Below are 19,332 nucleotides of genomic sequence, written 5' to 3'. Positions count from 1 at the left end.
GTTCATTTCTTTGCAAACGGTTGAACGAAAGAACTTTTTTGGTGTGTCATCCTCCTTCGAAGTACCAGTGACATTGGGTCCAGGAAGAACCGCACTCATGGTATAGACTTTTTCGAGATCACGAAGTTGTCTGGGACTAGGGATACGTTCGGTTTCGAAGTTCAGCAGTTCATCAATTTTGATCACAATTACAGCAGCGTTAAACAATGCTGCCTCGGCTTTAGGGAATCCATTCTGCACTCTCATTGTTACGGATGACCCATCAATTGCTATGATCCTTCGTATCACCTTTTGCCTACGTGGAGGAGACACGACAGATGGAAAATCTTGGTTTTCCTGAGGATCTCGAGTTCGAATTACCCCCTTAAATTGACGGACACTCTCGTTTTCTTCGAGTCGCCACAATGAGTCTCCCGTCGCTCTTTCATTGACATACGGCATGGTATTATTCCCAGATAGTGATGCTACCTATCATCGTCTGTACTGGAATCGCTAACTGTTTCTTGATTGTCCACATTCTCTGGTGCAGTGGGTGCTTCGAATAGGTCCATGTGGACTGGAATCGTATAATAGCTTGACCGGGTCCTTACTTTAATTAGCCCGGCTTCGGCAACATTGATAATACTACTTGTGAAGTCATCAAAGTCGTTGAATTTACTGACTTGTTTTGTTTCATCTGTGTTGTTTAGATGAGCAATAAACCAGTTCTCGGTGTTCTTCAGAATGTTAGTCTGTAATGATGACGGTTCTTGGGTAGAGTATACCATGCCAATGTTGAATTTAGCACCTTCCTTGGCAATTCTAGCCCAGATGTTGTTACTGTCATCTTCACTCGCTTTGGGAAGCAACGTATGGGCTTCCTCCGCGTATACGATAACTGGTGGCGGCTGAACAATTTCATTGGTATCAGGGTCGATTTTCGGTTGGCTGAAGGACCGCTGCTGTTCTTGGAACAACCTACGTGCGATCCGCTCAGCAGCTTGGCGATTCATCGCAGGATCTCCCAGAAGCTGATCAACTATTACAAGCTTTCCGTCTCGGACTTGCTCGACAATGGTATCAGCATAATCCGCAGTAGAACTCAGATCATGCCATACTCGTGTATTTTGGGTAATTGAGCGTGCACGAGTATCGTCGTAGAATTTGAGAAGTCCCAGAAGGTGCGGATCGCTCCAATTCCGCCCATCATGATCTATAGCATAAGCAGTATCAAATGCGTTGAATGCTGATTCTTTTACCCATTGAGCAAATGCTTTTATGAAATTACCGGCGACCTCCCACTCCATTTCACCATTATTGAGTAAGTGTACATACTGTTTTAGGTCCTCCGAATTACCCATCAGATTTCTGAGGTCCGCTTTGAATAATCCTCTAGCATTTGCAGTTCCGGTATGCTCGAATCCCGATTCTGCCAGAATACAGCGATACACGAATAGGCGTCGTCGTAATCGTGTGTATTCGCCGTAGTTAATTACGTGCTCTTCTGTTGTGGACAAGTCCGCGTTACAGAACGCCTTTATGTATCCTGCTGTCTCTTCAGCTAACGCGTCATTGATTATTTGTTTTCCCTGTAAGAGCGTTCGCAGTGCGTCATCAAGCACATCCTTACTGGAAGGTAGTGAAGTTGGCTCGTTTTCGCCGTAGAAGTTAAATTTAGTTATATGGCGATCTTCATCGTATGGGTGACTAAATGAACCGTATGTATGCACATCGTCGATGTATTCTGGACTCGTGTACTTCAAGTTGCGAATACAACCCTGGTCTTGGGGATTGTCATTAGCGTATTCACCGTTTGGGTCGAAAATCAACTGACCAACACAGGTTTTGGAATCCGCCTGTCGTAGATTGAATAAAGCAGATGCGATCGTCTTCGTGGTATTTGACTTACCTGTTCGTGTCATTCCAAAAAGCGCGGTACGTTGAGCAATAAAGTCATCGGCTGCTATTTCAATCGGTACAGATTCTGGTGTTTGATCGTCTTTATTCGAAGCCGAGTAGCGTAGACGGCCAATTCGCGACTTGTTATTCTGAATTGTTGTGCTACTTCGAAAGTTAACGATTGTCTTCAATGCATCACCGTTAGGCTTGTATATTTTCATCCCTTGGCCAGCATAGAAGTTGTCGATATCAGCACCAAAATGTAGCTGCCATTCTTCATTCTGGTCTGAACGAAAAACCCTAAACGTACCCAAAATCCGACAACGAACTCCAGTGTAACGGAGGAGGTTTAATGTGAATTGGTCGGTTTGCCTAGCATCGTCATAGTTACGTTCAGTATCGTTAGACCGTTGTACGATTTCAAACCTGGCTTTGTTTAAGTCTATGTCCGAGTTAAGTCTTGTGTTTCCAGACACTCTTAATAGCAGTAGGGAAGCACGGCTGTCACCCGGATCGTTTGTGGTAAGTCCATCGGGTGTGATTCTGCTTGCGATAAGCAGACAGCCGAAAGGAATACCATTTACCCTGACTCTATGGCTGTCGTGGATGAGTATGTCGGCGGACTCATAGTCTAATGAGAGTAAATCGCCGACATACTGATCCGGTTGTATCAAATTCGTGATCGCATCTACCGCACTGGTTTCCTTTTCTTCACCAATATCTTCGCCGATCTGAGTTAAGAACCCAGGTTCACGATCGTTACTATTCGGCATTGAAATACCCCCCAGCACTAAACGGTAAGACTGTGTTGTCGACGTGAGTCAATAACGGCATAACATTGTTTAGGACTGGGATTGTGTCAAGCAATGAACTAAGTGTGTATCGAAATAGTTCTATCAGGAAGGTTTCAAGATGAAGATCATCTACTTTGAAGATACGGACACGCTGCACATCGTATTCCTGGATAGTGCCGCGGTGGAGACGCAGGAGATGTCCGAGAACGTCTACATGGACCTTGATGAAGAGGGCAATCTCGTCTCAATGACCATCGAACACGCGGAAGAAAACGCGAACATCATGGAATTCGCTTTTGAGCGCAGGCCGAAAGTGAGTGCCTGACGTAGTCTCCCTCACCACGTCCGTTCTCCCTCACCACGTCCGTTCCTTCAGCAGGTCCTGGATGGCCGACTTCGGGACCGGCAGTTCGTCCATGTGGCCTTCCAGCCATTCCGAGAAATCCACCTCCATCTCGTCCGTCCAACGGTCGTCGATCTGGCCGGGCGTGTATTTCCCCTCCCGCAGCCGCTGCTTGCCGAACATATCCCTCAGCTGGACGAGTTCGGAGGTCTTCACCACGGTCTCCGCGAGGTGGGGCGGGATGAAGACGACGCCTTCGCGCTTGCCCAGGACGACGTCGCCGGGCATGACCGTGGCCTGGCCGATGCGCACCGCGGTGTTGACGCCCAGGAGCATGATCGTGGGCGAGGCGTAGGAGGGGTGCCAGCCCCGGACGAAGCAGGCGAAATCCTCCAGTTCCTCGATGCCTTCCAGGTCCCGTACCGACCCGTCAAAGACCACGCCGTTGCCTGAGTTGGCGTAGATGGCCGTGGCCAGGTTGTCGCCGATGATGGGCCCCTCGTCCACCTTGCCGTAGGTGTCCGCCACGTAGACGTCGCCGGGAACGAGCATGTCGATGGGCCAGGAGATCTGGTCGCCGATGCAGCCGGCGTCGGCGCCTTTCGTCTCCATCACCGTGCGCATGGCCGGCCGCCGGGGCATGTACATGGCCGTCAGCGCCCGGCCCACGAGCGTCTTGCCGGGATGAGTCTGCGCCCAGCCGCCCTCGTACTGGTGTTCGTAGCCCGCGCCGCGCATCACGCCCCAGGCCTGGGTGATGGAGACGTTCTTCATCCGCTCGATGATCCCGTCCGGCACTTTGGGCCGTCCGTCCGGGAAGCGTTCGCCGTCCCAGTCCGGCGTGTACTCGATGAGTTCCTCCGGGGACAGGTTCAGCGGGCAGAATTTGTCGGACATGGGCGCTCCTCACTGGGATGTTCCGGTCAGCCTTGACGGGACTTCGCAGGTTCGATCAGTTTACGCTGGCCTGGTCGTGGTCCCACTGCCATCGGGTGATCTTCAGGTTCCGGGCCGGCACGGCCAGTGCCCCGATGTAGTCCGGACCAGGATCGACGGACGCCATGGACCAGCGGTCCGACTCCAAAGGGTCCCAGTGCGTGGCCCGCAATTCGGGCGGATCGTTTGGGTCGACGGAGACGTCGAACTGATCGAGGGGGCAGGACAGGCCCTGGCCGATGGCCTTGACGAAGGCCTCCTTCCGCGTCCAGCAGGCCAGGAAGGCCTCGTCGCGCCGGTAACGGGGCATGGACGCCAGCTCGTTGTACTCCCGGTCGGAAAAAACGCGGTGGGCGATCTTCAGCCGGTCCATGGTCGCGCGGCGATGCAGGTACTCCACATCGATCCCCACCGGCACACCCGCCGTGACCGCGTATACGGCCAGGCCGTGGGAATGGGATACGTTGAACCGGATCGAAGTCGCCGGGTGGGCAAGTTCCGGCTTGCCGTATTCGGTATAATGAAAGCGCAGGTCGGCAGGCGCGGCGGAGACATAGCGGGAAAGGAGGTTGCGAAGGACGGTCCGCGCAACCGTATACCGGTCCCGCGCGCTGCGCACCAGGAACCGCTTCGCCCGACCGAGTTCGTCGGCCGCCAGGAAACGCTCCAGCTCCCCGACCCGGTCCTGCGGCAGATCGACGGCCGCCCTCCAGACGTGAATCTCGCCCTCCGCAGGCTGGCGTTCCCCGAACGGTTCGGCGGGCGCCGCCTGCCACGTCCTGGTGTACCCGATGCCGTCACCGTTCATAGACGATTTTTCCGCCTACGACCGTCAGGTCTACTTTCGCGTCCCTGATTTCCTGCGGCGGGATGGCGGTCAGGTCGCGGTCCAGGATCACGAAGTCCGCGAGCTTGCCGGGTTCCAGCGATCCCTTGATGTCCTCCTCGTAGGAGGCGTAGGCCGCGTCCAGCGTGTATCCGCGCAGGGCTTCTTCCACCGTGATCTTCTGCTCGGGCACCCATCCATCGGGGTTCAGTTCGTCCAGCGTGCGACGCGTGACCGCGGCGTAGATCCCCTCAATCGGCGTTGCGGGCGCAACCGACCAGTCGCTGCCCAGGGCGAGCCGCGCGCCGGTGTCCAGCAGCGACCGGAAGGCGTAGGTCGTCTTGATCCGCTCCGGACCGATGACTTTTGTGGCCCACCGGCCGTCGTCGATGGCGTGGTAGGGCTGCATGCTGGGGATCACGTCCTGGGCGGCGAACCGCGCCATATCGTCCGGGTCGATGTGCTGGGCGTGCTCGATCCGGAAGCGCCGATCCCGGGGACCGTTCTCGGCCGCGACGCGCTCGAAGATGTCCATCTGAACCCGGATGGCCCGGTCGCCGATGGCGTGGACCATCACGTGCAGGCCGGCCCTGTCGGCCCCGGAGGTCCACGCGTACAGGTCCTCGCTGGTGCTGATGAACAGGCCCCGGTCGTCCGGCGCGTCGGTGAAAGGCTCCATGAAGGCAGCCGTGTGCGATCCCAGCGAACCGTCCACGAAGCCCTTCAGGCCGCCGAGTCGGACCCATTCGTCCCCCCGGCCGGTCGAGTCGACCCGCGCCTCGAGCGTCTGCCAGTCCCAAAGCGGTATAGCAGCGTATATCCGCGTCTTCATCCGGTCCTCGGACCGGGCCCGCTCGAAGACCGCCACGTTGCTCCACGAGCCCATGTCGTGGACCGACGTGACCCCCTGGGCCGCCACGTAGTCCATCGCCGAATCCAGGGCGCGGTCCTTCAGCTCGTCCGGCGCATCGGGTACGACCCGGCCCACGAGGTACATGGCGTTGTCCTTCAGGATGCCCGCGGGTTCGCCGTCTTCGTAGCGTTCGATGGTGCCGCCTTCGACCCCCTCCGTATCCTTCGTCACGCCGGCGGCAGTCAGCGCGGCCGTGTTCGCCAGGGCCATGTGCCCGTCGAGCCGGTTGACCCAGACCGGGTTGTCCGTCGTCACCGAATCGATCCAGTCCCGCCGGGGAAGCTCGCCGCCCCACTGCTCGTGGTCCCAGTCGCCGCCGAGGATCCATACTCCGGGTTCCAGGCCCCGGGCGAATTCGGCGATGCGGTCGATGAACACCTGCGGCGTCGGCGCGTCCCGCAACTGGACGGACGAGAGGTTGAACCCGCCCGATATGAAGTGCACGTGGGCGTCGATGAAACCGGGCGTCACGAAACGCCCGCCGCCCTCGATTACCCGCGTCCCGTCGCCGGCCAGGGCGTCCATCTCGTCGTTCGTACCCACCGCCAGGATGCGGTCTTCCGATACGGCCAGGGCCTCGGCCCAGAGCTGCCCGGACTGCCCGGACTGCCCGGTCCAGATGCGGGCGTCCCGGACGATCAGAGAGGCCGGTTCCGGAGACTGCGCGCAGCCGGACATCAGGACCGGCGCCGACAGCAGGAACGATAATGCGAGTACGATTCTCAACATGGAATCTCCCCGTCTCTTCAGGCTACCAGTCCGCCGGGTTACCAGTCCGCCTGGCCCGCATGATCGGCCGGAAAGCGCTGCGTCCGCCCAGTCCGCCGGGTTACCAGTCCGCCACGCTGCCGTCCGAGTCGTAGAAATGCTCGCCGCCCAGTTCCTCCCGGTACGGCGCCCGTTCGCGGATCGCCTGCTCGTCGATCTCGATGCCCAGCCCGGGCTTGTCGGACAGTTCGATATGGCCGTCGACGACCTTCCAGTGCTCCTTCAGGATGTCCCCGCCGAGTGCCCAGTCCACCTGTTCCTGGGCGAGGAAGTTCGGGATCACGGCGTCCACGTGCATGCAGGACGTGAAAGCCACGGGCCCGATGGCGCAGTGGGGCAGCACGTGGATGTAGTAGACCTCGGCCATGTTGGCGATCTTCTTCAGTTCGGTGATGCCGCCGGCGTGGGATCCGTCCGGCTGGATGTAGGCCGCGGCCTGCTTCTCGAAGACCTGGCGGAACTCCCAGCGGCTCAGCAGCCGCTCGCCCGTGGCGATGGGGAAGGTGACGTGGTCCGATACGAGCTTGAGGGCGTCCACGTTCTCCTGCGGCACCGGCTCCTCCACGAACATGGGCCGCATGTCCTTGATCTCGTGGCAGATCTCGATGGCCAGGGCGGGGGTCATCTTCCCGTGGAAATCGAAGGCGAGTTCCACGTCCGGCCCCACCCATTCCCGCATGAGAAAAGCGCATTCGACGAACTCGTCGATGACCGCCGGTGGCTCATGGCCCCGCCACTTGCCGCCGGGGCCGGTCTTGAAGGCCGTGTACCCGCTCTCCAGCAGCATGTCCAGCCGGTCCCGGGCCGCGGCCTGGGTTTCCTCGGACAGGTTGCCGATGCCCCAGTGGGCGTAGACGCGGATGCGGTCCCGCACGGCGCCGCCGAGCAGCTTGTAGACGGGAACGCCGTAATGCTTGCCGGCGATGTCCCAGAGCGCCTGGTCCAGGGCGGACAGGGCGGTCATGAGGATGGCGCCGCCGCGGAAGAAGGCCGAGCGGTACATGTGCTGCCAGTGATGCTCGATGCGCAGCGGGTCCTTGCCGAGGAGATAGTCGGCAAGCTCACGCACCGCGCCTTCCACGCTCTCGGGCTTCCCTTCGAGGGTGGACTCTCCCCAGCCTTCAAGGCCCGTGTCCGTGGTGATCCTGACGAGGCGAGTCCGGTGACGGGGGAAGAACTGATCGACGGATGCGATTTTCATGACGACTCCCGGCGCCGGGGCCACGCCCCGTTCACGCGTTTACCGTGGAATCAGGCTGGGCGGCCCGCGTCATCTTCCGAAAAGCTGCCCCGGGTTGATGGCCTCGATGGCGTAACCGGCCGGGACGACGAATATGGACGGGTCGACGACGTGGGGTTTTACGTCGGTCGCGGTCAGGGTCATGGACATGGCCGTCCCGGGGAAGGACGTGGTGATCCGCAGCGGGAATCCGGACAGGCCCTCGGTCCAGAAGGGCATGCTGTCCTTCAACGCGTTTCCGAGGGAAGCGGCCAGGTCCAGCTGGATCGCGTCGGTGACCCACATGTACTGGGTCATCGCGCCGGAAGGATTGGCCCGGGTGATTCTGTACTTCCTGCATTCGTAGCCGGCGATGACGGTCGTTTCGTTCTCGTCGACGATGACCGGCGCGGCCCGCTCTTTCAGGTTCGGGTCCGCGACGATCTCGTAGGCCTTGCTGTTCATGTGGCTGATGACGAATCCGCGGCCCGACGAGCCGTCAATGATGACTTCACCCATCGTCAGGCCGATCATGCCGCCCCGCATGAGGATCTTGGTCTGGCCGCCCTTGATGTAGAGGGTGTACGACTCGGGCACCAGCATGGTGACCTGGGCACGTTCCTGCATGTTGCCGCCGCTGAACGCCACGCTGAAGTCGAGGCTGCCTTCGAAGGCGCCTTCCTGTGATTGGGCCGATGCCGATGTAAAGGGCGCCAGGACGAGGCCCATCAGCAATGGGATCGCCGCGTATCTTGTCACGTCTGTCTGACCCCGTCTGGTTCGAAGGTTGCGAAAAGCGAAGGATGCCTACTCTTCGGAAATGATGGTGAGTTCACCGGCATGGCAGGTGTAGCAGGTTACCAGCTGCAGGTCTTCCTTCTTCATGACGTTGCTGTTGATGGCCGTCACCTGCTCGTTGACCTGCTCCACGAGCCTGATGAACTCGCGGCCGATAAGTTTCGTTTCCTTTTCGTCGCTGGCGTAGTCTTTCAGATTGTGGCAGTAGTCGCACTTTTCCCCGATGCCGCTGCTGACCGACTTCATGTATTCGCGTATATCCCGGGTCGAGAGATCCGTCAGGACCTGGACGTTCTGGGGGGTGCGCTGGGCGTCCACGGTTGCGTCGACCAGGACCGTCATCACGAAGCAGGCGGCAATCACCGGTATGATCCGTTTCATCGCGACTCCTTTCGTCGTGGGCATTGCGGACTCTGTTGCGCGTCTCCGGGCCTTCCCCGCGCCACAGGCGGTTCGGGGAAATTAGGTATGCTCCCCCGCGCTGTCAAGGGCTTTCAGGCCGGTCTTTCTGCGGCATCCGACGGCACTTCCAGCATAGCCTGCTCCGGCACGCCGGACGCCTTATTTGTATTGACAGTTCCGCCCGTTTACCTTTTCAATACCGATGTCTATACGGGGCCGGCGGCGCTCCCTGGCGGGCTGCCCGGCCGGACCGTCGCTTCCCGTTCGATGGTAACCCCACCTGGTAAACACCGTGATCGATACGTTCCTTTACGCGCTCGGCCTGATCGGGGCGTCCGAGCACCTGTCATTCAGAACCACGATCCCTTTCTGGGTCATCGTCCTTTTCGCCCTGTCCGTGGCCGGGCTTGTCGTCCTGTTCTACCGCCGCATGCCCGTGGCGACCTCTACGCCGATGAAATCCCTGCTCACCGGGCTGAAGATACTGCCCCTGTTGCTGGTCGTGTTCTGTCTCATGGAACCCGTCATCGTGTCGTCCGAGGTCTCGCCCCGCCGGGGTTTCCTCCTGATGCTGTTCGACGACTCCGGGAGCATGGGCATCCAGGACGCGGCGCAAGGCCTTTCGCGCGTGGAAGCGGTGAAGCGCCGGTTCGGGGATGATGGACTGCTCGAAGAACTCGCCGCACAGTTCAGGCTGAGGTCCTACCGGTTCGCGGACCGGACCGAACGGGTCCCGGGTATCGGAGAGCTGGAAGCTTCCGGGACCGCGACGGACATGGCGGGCGCGCTCGCACAGGCCGCCGGCGAGTTCAGGGACCTGCCCGTGGCCGCCGTGGTGCTGGTGACCGACGGCGCGGACAATACGGGCACGGGTACGGACAAGCTGGCCAACGCGGCCGCGTACCTCGCATCGCAGGACACGCCGGTCCATGCCGTGGGCGTAGGCCGGGAACGGATCGACCGGGACGTGGAGATTCTCAAGGTAGCCGCCTCGGACAGGGTCACGGAGGGTACCATAACCGACCTCGTCGTCACCCTTCGCAGTTCGGGGTATTCGGGCCGGTCCGTCGACCTGAACATCAGGGAGGGCGGTCGCGTGGTCGAGACGGTGCCGGTGCGCCTGGGCGGGGACGGCGACATCCAGCGGGTCCAGGTGTTTCTCTCGCCGGAATCGCCGGGCATTCTCGAATATTCGGCCGAAGTCGCTCCGCAGAACGCGGAGACCATCGCGGAGAACAACGCGCAGGCCTTCCTGCTGGACAACCGGTCGAAAACCGGACGGGTCCTCTACGTGGAGGGATATCCCCGGAGGGAGTTCAAGTTCATTCGAAGAGCCCTGGAGGAAGACCCCAGGATCGATCTGGTCTCGATAGTCCGGATCTCACCGGACGGAAGGATCTACCGCCAGGGCATCCGGGATCCGAAGCAGGAACTGACGGCGGGGTACCCCAGGAGCCGCGAGGAGCTGTTTGCCTATGACGCTGTCGTTTTCGGGGATATCGAGGCGGACTGGTTCACGCCCGAGCAGCTGCGGCTCACCGAGGCCTTCGTGAGTGACCGCGGCGGCGGCTTCCTGATGATGGGCGGACTGAGTTCCTTCCGGGAAGGCGGGTACGCGGGAACGCCGATCGAGGACGTGCTGCCGGTTCGGCTCACCGGCGAAGACTGGGCCATGGGCATCGTCGACCACGCTTTTCTCCTTGAACCGGACGCGGAAGGGATCGACCATCCTCTGCTCCGTTTCGGGTCTACCCGGGAAGAAAACAATACGATCTGGAGCGAGTTGCCGGAACTGATCGGTTACAACCGGATCGGAGGTGCGAAACCCGGTGCCGCCGTGCTGGCGATCGACCCGATGGCGGACGCGCTGGAAGGGTCGAACGTGATCCTGGCGGTTCAGCGTTACGGAAGAGGGCGATCCATGGCCTTTACCGGTTTCAGCACGTGGCGCTGGCAGATGCATCTTCCGTCGGAAGATCAGTCGCACGAACGGTTCTGGCGCCAGATGGTCCGCTGGACCGCCCTGTACGCCCCCGGGCGGGTATCGGTCGCCACGGACCGGACGAACTACGGCGGACACGAGCCGGTGGTCATCGAAAGCCGCTTGTTCGACCCGGAATTCGAACCGGTGGACGGCGCCGAAGTGTGGGCCGACGTAACGGGCCCCGCCGGCCGCACGGAGGCCGTGCGGCTCGAGCGGGCCCTGGGAAAGAGCGGAATGTACGGGGGCGAGTTCCGGCCCTCACTGGGCGGAATGCACAAAGTGGAGGTGTCGGTCCGTTCCGGGGATGGCGAGTTGCTGCGCGATCAGACCGGGTTTACCGTGGCGCCATCGGCCACCGAATTCACGAACGCGGGGCTTCGCCGGGAAGAACTCGAAAGGCTCGCGGCGTCCACGGGCGGCGTGTACCTGCCCCTGTCCGATGCGGGACAGCTCACGGAATTGATCGAGCCCGTCGAGGATACGGCTACTTCGATCCGCGAAAGGGACCTGCGGGACGCCCCCTTCCTGTTCGCGGCCATACTGCTCTTCCTGAGCGCCGAATGGTTCCTGAGACGCCAGAAAGGACTGTCGTGATGGGCATGGTCTGCCTGGCAAAGGGCATGACCGCTTCCCTGCTGGCCGCTTGCCTGCTGTCCGCGGGGTTGGTGCCGGCCGTGTGGTTGCCGACTCATGCGGCCGGTCCTCCGCGCCCAGCGGCCGACTCGCTGCAACCTGCGGCCCGTCCGGCTACGGAAAGGGCTCATGCGGCCGGTCCTCAGGACAAGAAGCACGCGGGTCCATCGTCGGGCGTGCGATACGGACTGGTGATCGCGGGTCTCGGCGGCGAACAGAAGTACGTGGACCAGCATCTGACCTGGGCGCGCGGCTTCTTCGAGGTATTGAAGGTCGAACATGGTTTCCCGGAAGACCGGTTGTACCTGCTGGTCGAGGATCCTGACGCCGCAGGCGGCCCCCCGGCCGTGAAGTCCACGCTCGAGGAGATCCGCGCCGTCCTGGCCGAGCTTGCGCGCCTGGTGCGTCCCGGCGACGATCTGTTCGTCCTGCTGATCGGCCATGGCAGCGCCACGGGCACGGGCCCCAGATTGAACATACCCGGCCCCGACCTGACGGCGGACACGCTTCGCGACGCGCTCGGCGAGATCGAGGCCCGGTACACGGTCGTGGTGAACGGCGCGAGTTCCAGCGCGCCTTTCATCGACGCGCTCACCGGTCCGGGCCGCGTGATCGTAACGGCGACCAAAAGCGGCGCCGAACGGCTGTCCACGGTCTTCCCGGAGCACCTGCTCGACGCGCTGAAAGCTCAGGCGGGAGACCTGGACAAGGACGGACGGGTCTCCGTACTGGAGTCCTTTGTCTATGCGAGGAACAAGACCGCGGAGTGGTACGACGGCCAGGGGCTGCTGGCAACCGAGCACGCCCTGCTGGACGACAACGGCGACGGTAGGGGTACCCGGGAACCGGGACCCGGTGGTACGGACGGGACGCTGGCCGGCAGGATATACTTCGGACGCGGTCCAGGCGGACCGGAAGCCGCCGCCGGGACCGTTACGCCTGGAGGGCAGGCGCTGCAGGCGCGCATGGAGGATCTGCGTTGGAGTATAGACGAGCTCAGAGCCCGGAAGGAACAGGAAGACCCCGGGGAATACGCGGCGCGCATGGAGGAAATGCTGATCGAACTGGCCCGGGTGACCCGCCAGCTCAGGGAACTTCAGACGCCTGAAGAACAGTCGCCGTGACGCTTTCCTTCTTGTCCTTGACGCATGGCCCGGAGCCGTTAACATATGGAGCGGTTGAAGCAGTGAATTGCGTCCGGACCGCGACACGGAAAGTAACCGCATGACAGATATCGTTTCCATTCGAGGTCGAGAGATCCTGGACTCCAGGGGGAACCCCACGGTCGAGGCCGAGGTGCGGCTGTCCTGCGGCGCCTTCGGGCGGGCGATTGTCCCGTCGGGCGCTTCGACGGGCGCCCTCGAGGCGCACGAGCGCCGTGACGGCGACGGTTCGCGCTACCTCGGCAAAGGCGTGCTCGGCGCCGTCGCCAGCGTCAACGATGAAATCGCCGCGGCGCTGCGAGGCCGGGACGGAACCGACCTGGCCGGGGTGGACCGCGCCATGATCGAACTCGACGGTTCGGACAACAAGGACGTCGTCGGCGCCAACGCCATTCTAGGCGTGTCGCTGGCGGTGGCCCGCGCGGCGTCGGAGGCGGCCGGCCTGCCGTTGTACAGGTACCTCGGAGGCGACCGGGCCTGCATGCTCCCCGTCCCCATGATGAATATCCTCAACGGGGGATCCCACGCCGACAACAACGTCGACCTGCAGGAGTTCATGATCATGCCCGTGGGCGCTTCCACCTTCGCCGAAGCACTGCGCATGGGCGCCGAGGTCTTCCACAGCCTCAAGGCGGTGCTCCTGAAAAACGGGTACGCGACCTCCGTGGGCGACGAAGGCGGTTTCGCCCCGGACCTCTCATCGAATGCGGAGGCCGTCGAGATGCTGATGTCGGGCATTTCCGACGCCGGTTACGAGCCGGGCGCCGACGTGGCGATCGCCCTCGACGCAGCGGCCTCGGAGTTCCACGAACAGGGCATATACCGGCTGGAAGCGGAAGCCCGGCCCGAGAAAACCGCGGAGGAGCTGATCGAATACTATGCGGACCTGGCCGGCCGGTATCCCGTCGTTTCCATCGAAGACGGCGTGGCGGAGGACGACTGGAACGGGTGGAAGCGGCTTACCGACCGGCTCGGCGATGAGGTGCAGCTCGTCGGCGACGACCTCTTCGTGACGAACACCGGCCGGCTTTCCCGGGGCATCCGAAGCGGCGTCGCCAACAGCATTCTGATCAAGATCAACCAGATCGGCACGCTGACGGAGACCTTCGAAGCCATCGACATGGCGCAGTCATCGGGATACACGGCAGTAATCTCCCACCGGTCCGGGGAAACGGAAGACACGACGATCGCGGACATCGCGGTGGCTAAATCGGCCGGCCAGATCAAGACAGGTTCCCTCTGCCGTTCCGAGCGGACCGCGAAGTACAACCAGCTGCTGCGGATCGAAGAAGAACTCGGCGACCGGGCCAGGTACGCGGGCCGGTCCGTCCTGCGCCGGGCTTCATAGGCGGAGCACGTCCCATGACCGATAAGGGGCCTTTCAAATCCGATGCCTCGAGGGCGTCCGATGCCTCGGCGGAATCCGATGCCTCGAGGGCGTTTGCGGCCGGGCGGCGGCGGCCCCGGAAGCGGACCCGGCTGAGGTGGATCGTCCTCGGCGTGATCGCCGTCGTGTTCGGCTACGTCTATATCGGCGGCAGTTACGGCTGGTACAACATGTGGAAACTCAGGGAGCAGCGATCCCGGCTGCAGGCCGACTTGAAGGAACTGGAATCCCGGGAGCGCGTGCTGACCGGCGAACTGGAACTACTGGAGGGCGATGCCGAGACGGACGACCAAACGCGCTTCGAGTTGGAGAGGCGGGCCCGGGAGGAACACGGCATGGTCCGGGAGGACGAGTTGATATACCGATTCCCCGCGGAAACGTTTTCCGCCGAAGTAGATTCCGCTGAAACGGATTCCACCGAAGCCAGGACGTCCGATCCAGACCGCTGAAACGGTTTCCTCCCGGGAACCACCGGGCCTCCTCATGGCCATACGATCCTCGGAAGCCATCGTTCTGAATCGAATCCCGCTGGGGGATACCAGTCTCCTGGTCACGGTATACGCACGGGCGTTCGGAAAGGTGAAGCTCGTGGCCCGCGGGGCGCGGCGACCGAAGAGCAGGATGGCGTCCTCGCTCCAACCGCTTCGCGTGATCACCGTATCGTACAACCATCGCGAGAACCGTGAACTGCAAAATCTCTCGAAGGTCGAGGCGGGGCCGTACTTCAAGCGAATCGGGGAAGACCTGACGAAGGTGGCCTATGCCAGCGCCGTCTGTGAACTGGTGAACCGGCTCGTCCTCGGCGAAGAGCCCGGCGAGCAACTCTTCGGACTGATTTTCCGCACGCTTGAAGCGATCGACCGGCTGTCCGCGGACGCGTGCGAAATGCTGTTCTGGCGCTTTCAGATCGAATTTGCCGATGTCTACGGCACCGGTCCGGAGTTCACCGCCTGCCTGGGTTGCGGGGAGCGCCCGGAGGAAGCCTCGGTCCGGTTCAGTCCGTCCCTGGGCGGAATCCTGTGCCGGGACTGCCAGGCGCAGGACGGCGAGGCCATGCAGCTCTCCCTGGGCACCACCCGGTTGCTGTCCCGTGTGCGCGAAATGCCGCTGGAGCATCTGCCCCGGCTGAAACCCGTCGGGACGTCCCGGCGGGAAATCCAGCGCGCAATCCGCGCCTTCTACCTGTACCAGATGGACGACGGGCGGGAGCTTAAGTCGCTGAAATTCCTGGAGTCCATCGAAGAGGACGGGCGGGAGCGCAGGCCATGAGGAAGCGCGGTAAAAAGTACGACGTCGTGACCTGGGGCGAGGGATATCTGCGCCTTACCCCGCGGGGTCGGGAGCGGTTCGAGCAGGCCGGCGGCTTCGACGCGGCCGTGTCAGGTGGCGCGCTGGAGGCGGCGGTCGGTCTCGCGAGGCTTGGCCAGCGGACGGCCTGGCTTTCCGCCGTGGGCGACACGCCCCTGGGCATGAAACTCGTCAACAAGGTCCGGGAGCACGGCGTGGACACCCGGCACGTGGTCCGCGTGCCCGGGGGCCGCACCGGGCTTTGCTACGCCGAGACGGGCAGCGCGCCCCGGCCGGCCCGGTGCTGGTACGACATGGAAAGTACCGCCTTTCGTGATGCCCCTCCCGATGCGGAGGACTGGACGGCGGCCCGCGACGGGGCCGTCCTTCACCTGGATCTCACGGCGCCGATGCTCGATGCCGCGAACGCCGGCCGGCTGGAATCCGCCCTCGGGGCTGCCCTGGCCGCGGACGACCCGGTCAGCGTCCTGCTGGATGTGCCTGAAGGGGAGCGTCTCGACACCGTGGTCGGCAGTACCGTGCTCGGCCTCGTGGAAACCGCGGCCATCCTTGTGACGACCCGGCGGACCCTGGAGACGATTTGGAGTTTCAAAGGCCCGATGACCGCGGCGGCCGACCTGGTACGGAACCGGTTCGATTCGAAGCACGCGGCCGTCGTGGAGCATCGCTTGACCGCCGAGGGAGCCGCGGACTGGTCCGCCGTCGCGGTTTCCCCGTCCGGAGAGACCTATGAGGAGCGAACGGAGGTGATCAAGGCGGTCGATACCGACGGGGCGCTGAGCGCCTTTGCGGCCGGATTTCTCCTCGGCTACCTGGAGGACTGCACCCAATCCGCCCTGCAGTACGGTCGCGCCGCCGCTTTGCTTTCCTGTTCCATTCCCGGACCGCTCAACTGGTTCACCCGGGACGACCTGGAATCGCAGATCGAGGGAACCGGATCGGGGCTTCGACGTTAGCCAGACAGGAACCTGATTGGACCAGATCCTGCGTTTTACGATTTTTTGCGATTGTATCGAAGAAAAAGTGCATCCGGAGTGTATATAAGTGCATCCGTAATGTATATATGTAGATACCGTCGTCGCACCCGCGGGAACACAGCACGCAGAAACCATGGACGGCTCGATGACCACAGCAGTTCGTTTCGACCGTCCTCCCCGGGTTGAATCCCACCAAAGGAGGGATCAAAATGGCATGAAGATTCCCTGCAGCGCGGTCCATCGCGCGTCCGAAGACCTTCGTCTCTGACGCAGGCACGCCGTTCTCGTCTCCGGAGTGTTGTTGGGACATTCCCTGAGTCCCGGACCCGATCAGGGAAACTGACGCACGTCCTCCGGAGCCGCGAGACCTACGTCACGCGGTGTTTTTTTTGTCCTTTAACGATTCGAACCGGAGGTAGAATCACTTCATGTATAATCCAGAATTCTGGGAAATCCGATTGGACCAGGTTGACCTGGAGCAATATCCCAATGAAGCGAATATCTGGTACGAGACGGGGGAGGATCGGGTGCACAGGTACCAGCGCGAAGACCGTGTGGACGAACTGGCCGACGCGGTCTACGATTTCCTCTCCCAGTATCTGACCCAGAAACAGTGCGAGGTCGTGGTGCTGTATTTCATCTACCAGAAGACCCAGCAGGAGACCGCGGAGATCCTGGGCATCTCCCGCAGAGTCGTGAGCCAGCACCTGTTCGGGATCTGCCGGGGCGGAAAGCATATCGGCGGTGCGGTAAACAAGCTGCGCAAGCTGTGCGCCCGGCACGGCATCGATTTCCAACCGGCCGAGCGGTCGTTCGAGACGCAGGAATACAGCGAACAGCTCGCCATGTCCGCCTGAAACACGATCCCGTAACGCTTCATGCCACTACTAAAAAGCCGCCGGAATCATCATCCGGCGGCTTTTTGGTGAAAGCGACTGAAAAGTGAAAGCGACTTGACTGATGGATCATGATCGATTTTCGGAGGCCATGGAACGCATCGACGCCGCGAATGGCGCCGATCCGGAATCCGAGGAAGTCGACGGCCGATCGATGCCGAAAGCGCTTCTGTACGGCTTGCGGATGTCGGCCTGCCTTGAAGACCTGGCGCCCGACGCGTCGGAAGCACTGCGGCTGGCCGTGCGCTGCCAGCACATCCAGCGGTGGAAGATACCTCGCGGCGATTTTCCCGTGGGCCGGCTCGGCTACCGGCAGTGGCGCACGGAACTGGCCTGGTACCACGCCCAGACCGCGGGCGCCATCCTGCGGGATGCCGGCTATGACGAAGCCCTCGTAGACCGCGTAAAGGCCCTCGTCCGGAAGGAGCGCTTCAAATCCGACCCCGAGGCGCAGACCCTCGAGGACGTCGCCTGCCTGGTGTTTCTCCGGCACTATCTGCCCGCGTTCGCGAGAAAGCAAGGTGATGAAAAACTGGTGGAAATCCTGGCGAAGACCTGGAAGAAGATGTCGCCCGCGGGCCGGGAGGCGGCTTGGGAAATTGACCTTGCGCCTGCGTTGAAGTCGTTGCTGGACCGGGCGGTCCGGCGCACGTAACGGCGGCCTGGAAACGTAACACCGTATTGCGGAGTCAGCGATCCATGACAGGACACCACGCCAGAAACATCGTGTTCGTATTCAGCGATCAGCACCGGTGGTGCAGCTCCGGCTTCGGCGGCAGCCGCCAGGTGCGGACGCCGTACATGGACCGCATGGCCGACGAGGGCGTCGTCTTCGACCTGGCAGTCTCCAACATCCCGGTCTGCACGCCCTGGCGGGCGGCTCTTCTGACCGGACAGTATCCATTGACGACCGGCATGTTCATGAACGATGTGCGGCTTCCAACGGACCGGCCAACCCTGGGCACGGTCCTGCGGGCGGTGGGCTACGACACGGCCTACATCGGAAAATGGCATCTCGACGGTCCGTCCCGGAGCGGATACACGCCGCCCGGCCCCCGCAGGCAGGGGTTCGATTTCTGGGCCGTGGGCAACTGCACCCACGACTACATGCACTCCCTGTACTACCGGGATTCGGAAGCGCCGCTGTACTGGAACGGCTACGATGCGGAGGCGCAGACTTCCCTGGCCATCGAATACCTGCGCACACGGGGACGGGACCGGAGGCAGGACCGGCCCTTCGCGCTGGTGCTGTCGTGGGGGCCGCCGCATAATCCCTACGACGCCGTGCCCGGCCGCTACCTCGACCTGTATCCGCCGGAGGAAGTGGAGGTGCGTCCCAACTGTCCCGATCCTGCCCGGACCGACCTGGCGGGTTACTATGCGCATATCACGGCCCTCGACGACCAGTTGGCGCGGCTCGGCGGCGTCCTCGAAGAACAGGGACTGATGGACGAAACGATCTTCGTCTATACTTCGGACCACGGCGACATGCTCGGGTCGCAGGACCGGCAGCGCAAGCAGCACCCCTGGGACGAGTCCATCCACGTTCCCTTCGTTATGCGTTGCCCGGACCAGGCTTGCTCGGGGCTTCGGATCAGTACCCCCTTCAACGTGGTGGATATCATGCCGACGCTCCTCGGTCTGGCGGGCATCCCCGTACCCGGATCCTGCGAGGGTCGGGACCACGCCCCGGCGGTGCGGGGCGAGGCCTTTACGGGCAACGATGCCGCCTACATCATGAGCATCGCGCCTTTTTCGGAATACCGGGGCCAGCCGTGGCGGGGAATCCGGACCGCCGGACACACCTATGTACGCAATCTCGACGGGCCCTGGCTGCTGTACGACAACCGGGAGGATCCATGCCAGCTGTCCAACCTGGCCGGCCGGGAGGAACATGCCGACCTGCAGCGCCGGCTGGACGACCAGTTGCATCAAGAGATGGCCCGGCGTGGCGACGCGCTGCTTCCCGCCGGCCATTACCTGGAGCGGTTCGGATACGAAGTGAACGAAGCCGGGGCGGTACCCTACGAGACGGCGGTTCCTCCGCCAGTTCGACTTGGTCGGCCGGAACATGGCGAGACAACTTGAGATGGTGAGGAGATGATGA

Annotated in this window: 17 protein-coding genes; 10 read left to right on the top strand and 7 right to left on the bottom strand. The window is 61.9% G+C overall.

The genetic code is table 11. From position 1 onward, the window contains the following. Positions 1-464 precede the first annotated feature (464 nt). On the bottom strand, positions 465-2,651 hold the full coding sequence (locus F4Z81_05420; protein ID MXW04492.1) for a DUF87 domain-containing protein: 2,187 nt from the start codon (positions 2,649-2,651) through the stop codon (positions 465-467). A gap of 139 nt (positions 2,652-2,790) precedes the next feature. On the opposite strand from F4Z81_05420, the gene F4Z81_05415 reads away from it, so the two are divergent. Next, positions 2,791-2,997: a DUF2283 domain-containing protein gene (locus F4Z81_05415; GenBank protein ID MXW04491.1), complete on the top strand. Its 207-nt coding sequence runs from the start codon at positions 2,791-2,793 to the stop codon at positions 2,995-2,997. Between the two features lie 30 nt (positions 2,998-3,027). Here the strand turns inward: F4Z81_05415 and F4Z81_05410 are convergent, their stop codons facing one another. The 6 genes from F4Z81_05410 to F4Z81_05385 form a co-directional block, all read right to left on the bottom strand. Further along, positions 3,028-3,885 (bottom strand): RraA family protein, encoded by an 858-nt coding sequence (locus tag F4Z81_05410; protein ID MXW04490.1) that lies wholly within the window; start codon positions 3,883-3,885, stop codon positions 3,028-3,030. 82 nt (positions 3,886-3,967) lie between these two features. Next, the gene (locus tag F4Z81_05405) at positions 3,968-4,759 is read right to left on the bottom strand and encodes a 4'-phosphopantetheinyl transferase superfamily protein (protein ID MXW04489.1); all 792 of its coding nucleotides are present in this window, start codon (positions 4,757-4,759) and stop codon (positions 3,968-3,970) included. Next, positions 4,749-6,419, bottom strand: coding sequence for an amidohydrolase family protein (locus F4Z81_05400; GenBank protein ID MXW04488.1), 1,671 nt, complete (start codon positions 6,417-6,419; stop codon positions 4,749-4,751). The genes F4Z81_05405 and F4Z81_05400 overlap by 11 nt, the downstream gene beginning before the upstream one ends. Positions 6,420-6,519: 100 nt before the next feature. After that, complete coding sequence (gene dgoD / locus F4Z81_05395) at positions 6,520-7,659, bottom strand: galactonate dehydratase (GenBank protein MXW04487.1); 1,140 nt, start codon at positions 7,657-7,659, stop codon at positions 6,520-6,522. 69 nt (positions 7,660-7,728) lie between these two features. Continuing rightward, complete coding sequence (locus F4Z81_05390; GenBank protein ID MXW04486.1) at positions 7,729-8,436, bottom strand: DUF4412 domain-containing protein; 708 nt, start codon at positions 8,434-8,436, stop codon at positions 7,729-7,731. A gap of 48 nt (positions 8,437-8,484) precedes the next feature. Beyond that, positions 8,485-8,880, bottom strand: coding sequence for a c-type cytochrome (locus tag F4Z81_05385; protein ID MXW04485.1), 396 nt, complete (start codon positions 8,878-8,880; stop codon positions 8,485-8,487). 289 nt (positions 8,881-9,169) lie between these two features. Here F4Z81_05385 and F4Z81_05380 point away from each other — a divergent pair, with 289 nt between their 5' ends. From F4Z81_05380 to F4Z81_05340, 9 genes are all read left to right on the top strand, one after another. Then, positions 9,170-11,455, top strand: a complete 2,286-nt coding sequence (locus F4Z81_05380) for a hypothetical protein (protein MXW04484.1) — start codon at positions 9,170-9,172, stop codon at positions 11,453-11,455. Then, on the top strand, positions 11,455-12,618 hold the full coding sequence (locus tag F4Z81_05375) for a hypothetical protein (protein ID MXW04483.1): 1,164 nt from the start codon (positions 11,455-11,457) through the stop codon (positions 12,616-12,618). The genes F4Z81_05380 and F4Z81_05375 overlap by 1 nt, the downstream gene beginning before the upstream one ends. A gap of 100 nt (positions 12,619-12,718) precedes the next feature. Then, a complete protein-coding gene (locus F4Z81_05370) occupies positions 12,719-14,005 on the top strand; it encodes a phosphopyruvate hydratase (protein MXW04482.1) in 1,287 nt (428 codons plus the stop codon). A 14-nt stretch (positions 14,006-14,019) separates the two neighbouring features. Beyond that, positions 14,020-14,493, top strand: a complete 474-nt coding sequence (locus F4Z81_05365; GenBank protein MXW04481.1) for a septum formation initiator family protein — start codon at positions 14,020-14,022, stop codon at positions 14,491-14,493. A 34-nt stretch (positions 14,494-14,527) separates the two neighbouring features. Then, positions 14,528-15,313, top strand: a complete 786-nt coding sequence (recO, locus tag F4Z81_05360) for a DNA repair protein RecO (GenBank protein MXW04480.1) — start codon at positions 14,528-14,530, stop codon at positions 15,311-15,313. Beyond that, positions 15,310-16,308 carry a hypothetical protein gene (locus tag F4Z81_05355; protein ID MXW04479.1) on the top strand — a complete coding sequence of 333 codons (999 nt, stop codon included), beginning with the start codon at positions 15,310-15,312 and terminating at the stop codon, positions 16,306-16,308. The genes recO and F4Z81_05355 overlap by 4 nt, the downstream gene beginning before the upstream one ends. Before the next feature lie 449 nt (positions 16,309-16,757). Next, positions 16,758-17,186, top strand: coding sequence for a sigma-70 family RNA polymerase sigma factor (locus F4Z81_05350; GenBank protein MXW04478.1), 429 nt, complete (start codon positions 16,758-16,760; stop codon positions 17,184-17,186). Positions 17,187-17,289: 103 nt separating this feature from the next. Continuing rightward, positions 17,290-17,880 (top strand): DUF4202 domain-containing protein, encoded by a 591-nt coding sequence (locus F4Z81_05345; protein ID MXW04477.1) that lies wholly within the window; start codon positions 17,290-17,292, stop codon positions 17,878-17,880. 44 nt (positions 17,881-17,924) lie between these two features. Beyond that, complete coding sequence (locus tag F4Z81_05340; protein MXW04476.1) at positions 17,925-19,313, top strand: sulfatase; 1,389 nt, start codon at positions 17,925-17,927, stop codon at positions 19,311-19,313. Positions 19,314-19,332 lie beyond the last annotated feature (19 nt).

It is taken from the genome of Gemmatimonadota bacterium (genome assembly GCA_009835325.1).
Lineage (GTDB): Bacteria > JAAXHH01 > JAAXHH01 > JAAXHH01 > JAAXHH01 > JAAXHH01.
The sequence above is the reverse complement of the archived record's forward strand: the minus strand, read 5'-3'. Positions and strand labels throughout refer to the sequence as shown.

What these genes read in the sequence shown, in the direction of transcription:
- F4Z81_05415 (MXW04491.1), top strand. Translation starts at nt 2,791, where the DNA reads ATGAAGATCATCTACTTTGAAGATACGGACACGCTGCACATCGTATTC.
- F4Z81_05375 (MXW04483.1), top strand. Translation starts at nt 11,455, where the DNA reads ATGGGCATGGTCTGCCTGGCAAAGGGCATGACCGCTTCCCTGCTGGCC.
- F4Z81_05420 (MXW04492.1), bottom strand. Translation starts at nt 2,651, where the DNA reads ATGCCGAATAGTAACGATCGTGAACCTGGGTTCTTAACTCAGATCGGC.
- F4Z81_05370 (MXW04482.1), top strand. Translation starts at nt 12,719, where the DNA reads ATGACAGATATCGTTTCCATTCGAGGTCGAGAGATCCTGGACTCCAGG.
- F4Z81_05350 (MXW04478.1), top strand. Translation starts at nt 16,758, where the DNA reads ATGTATAATCCAGAATTCTGGGAAATCCGATTGGACCAGGTTGACCTG.
- F4Z81_05365 (MXW04481.1), top strand. Translation starts at nt 14,020, where the DNA reads ATGACCGATAAGGGGCCTTTCAAATCCGATGCCTCGAGGGCGTCCGAT.
- F4Z81_05385 (MXW04485.1), bottom strand. Translation starts at nt 8,880, where the DNA reads ATGCCCACGACGAAAGGAGTCGCGATGAAACGGATCATACCGGTGATT.
- dgoD (MXW04487.1), bottom strand. Translation starts at nt 7,659, where the DNA reads ATGAAAATCGCATCCGTCGATCAGTTCTTCCCCCGTCACCGGACTCGC.
- F4Z81_05345 (MXW04477.1), top strand. Translation starts at nt 17,290, where the DNA reads ATGGATCATGATCGATTTTCGGAGGCCATGGAACGCATCGACGCCGCG.
- F4Z81_05355 (MXW04479.1), top strand. Translation starts at nt 15,310, where the DNA reads ATGAGGAAGCGCGGTAAAAAGTACGACGTCGTGACCTGGGGCGAGGGA.
- recO (MXW04480.1), top strand. Translation starts at nt 14,528, where the DNA reads ATGGCCATACGATCCTCGGAAGCCATCGTTCTGAATCGAATCCCGCTG.
- F4Z81_05340 (MXW04476.1), top strand. Translation starts at nt 17,925, where the DNA reads ATGACAGGACACCACGCCAGAAACATCGTGTTCGTATTCAGCGATCAG.
- F4Z81_05400 (MXW04488.1), bottom strand. Translation starts at nt 6,419, where the DNA reads ATGTTGAGAATCGTACTCGCATTATCGTTCCTGCTGTCGGCGCCGGTC.
- F4Z81_05405 (MXW04489.1), bottom strand. Translation starts at nt 4,759, where the DNA reads ATGAACGGTGACGGCATCGGGTACACCAGGACGTGGCAGGCGGCGCCC.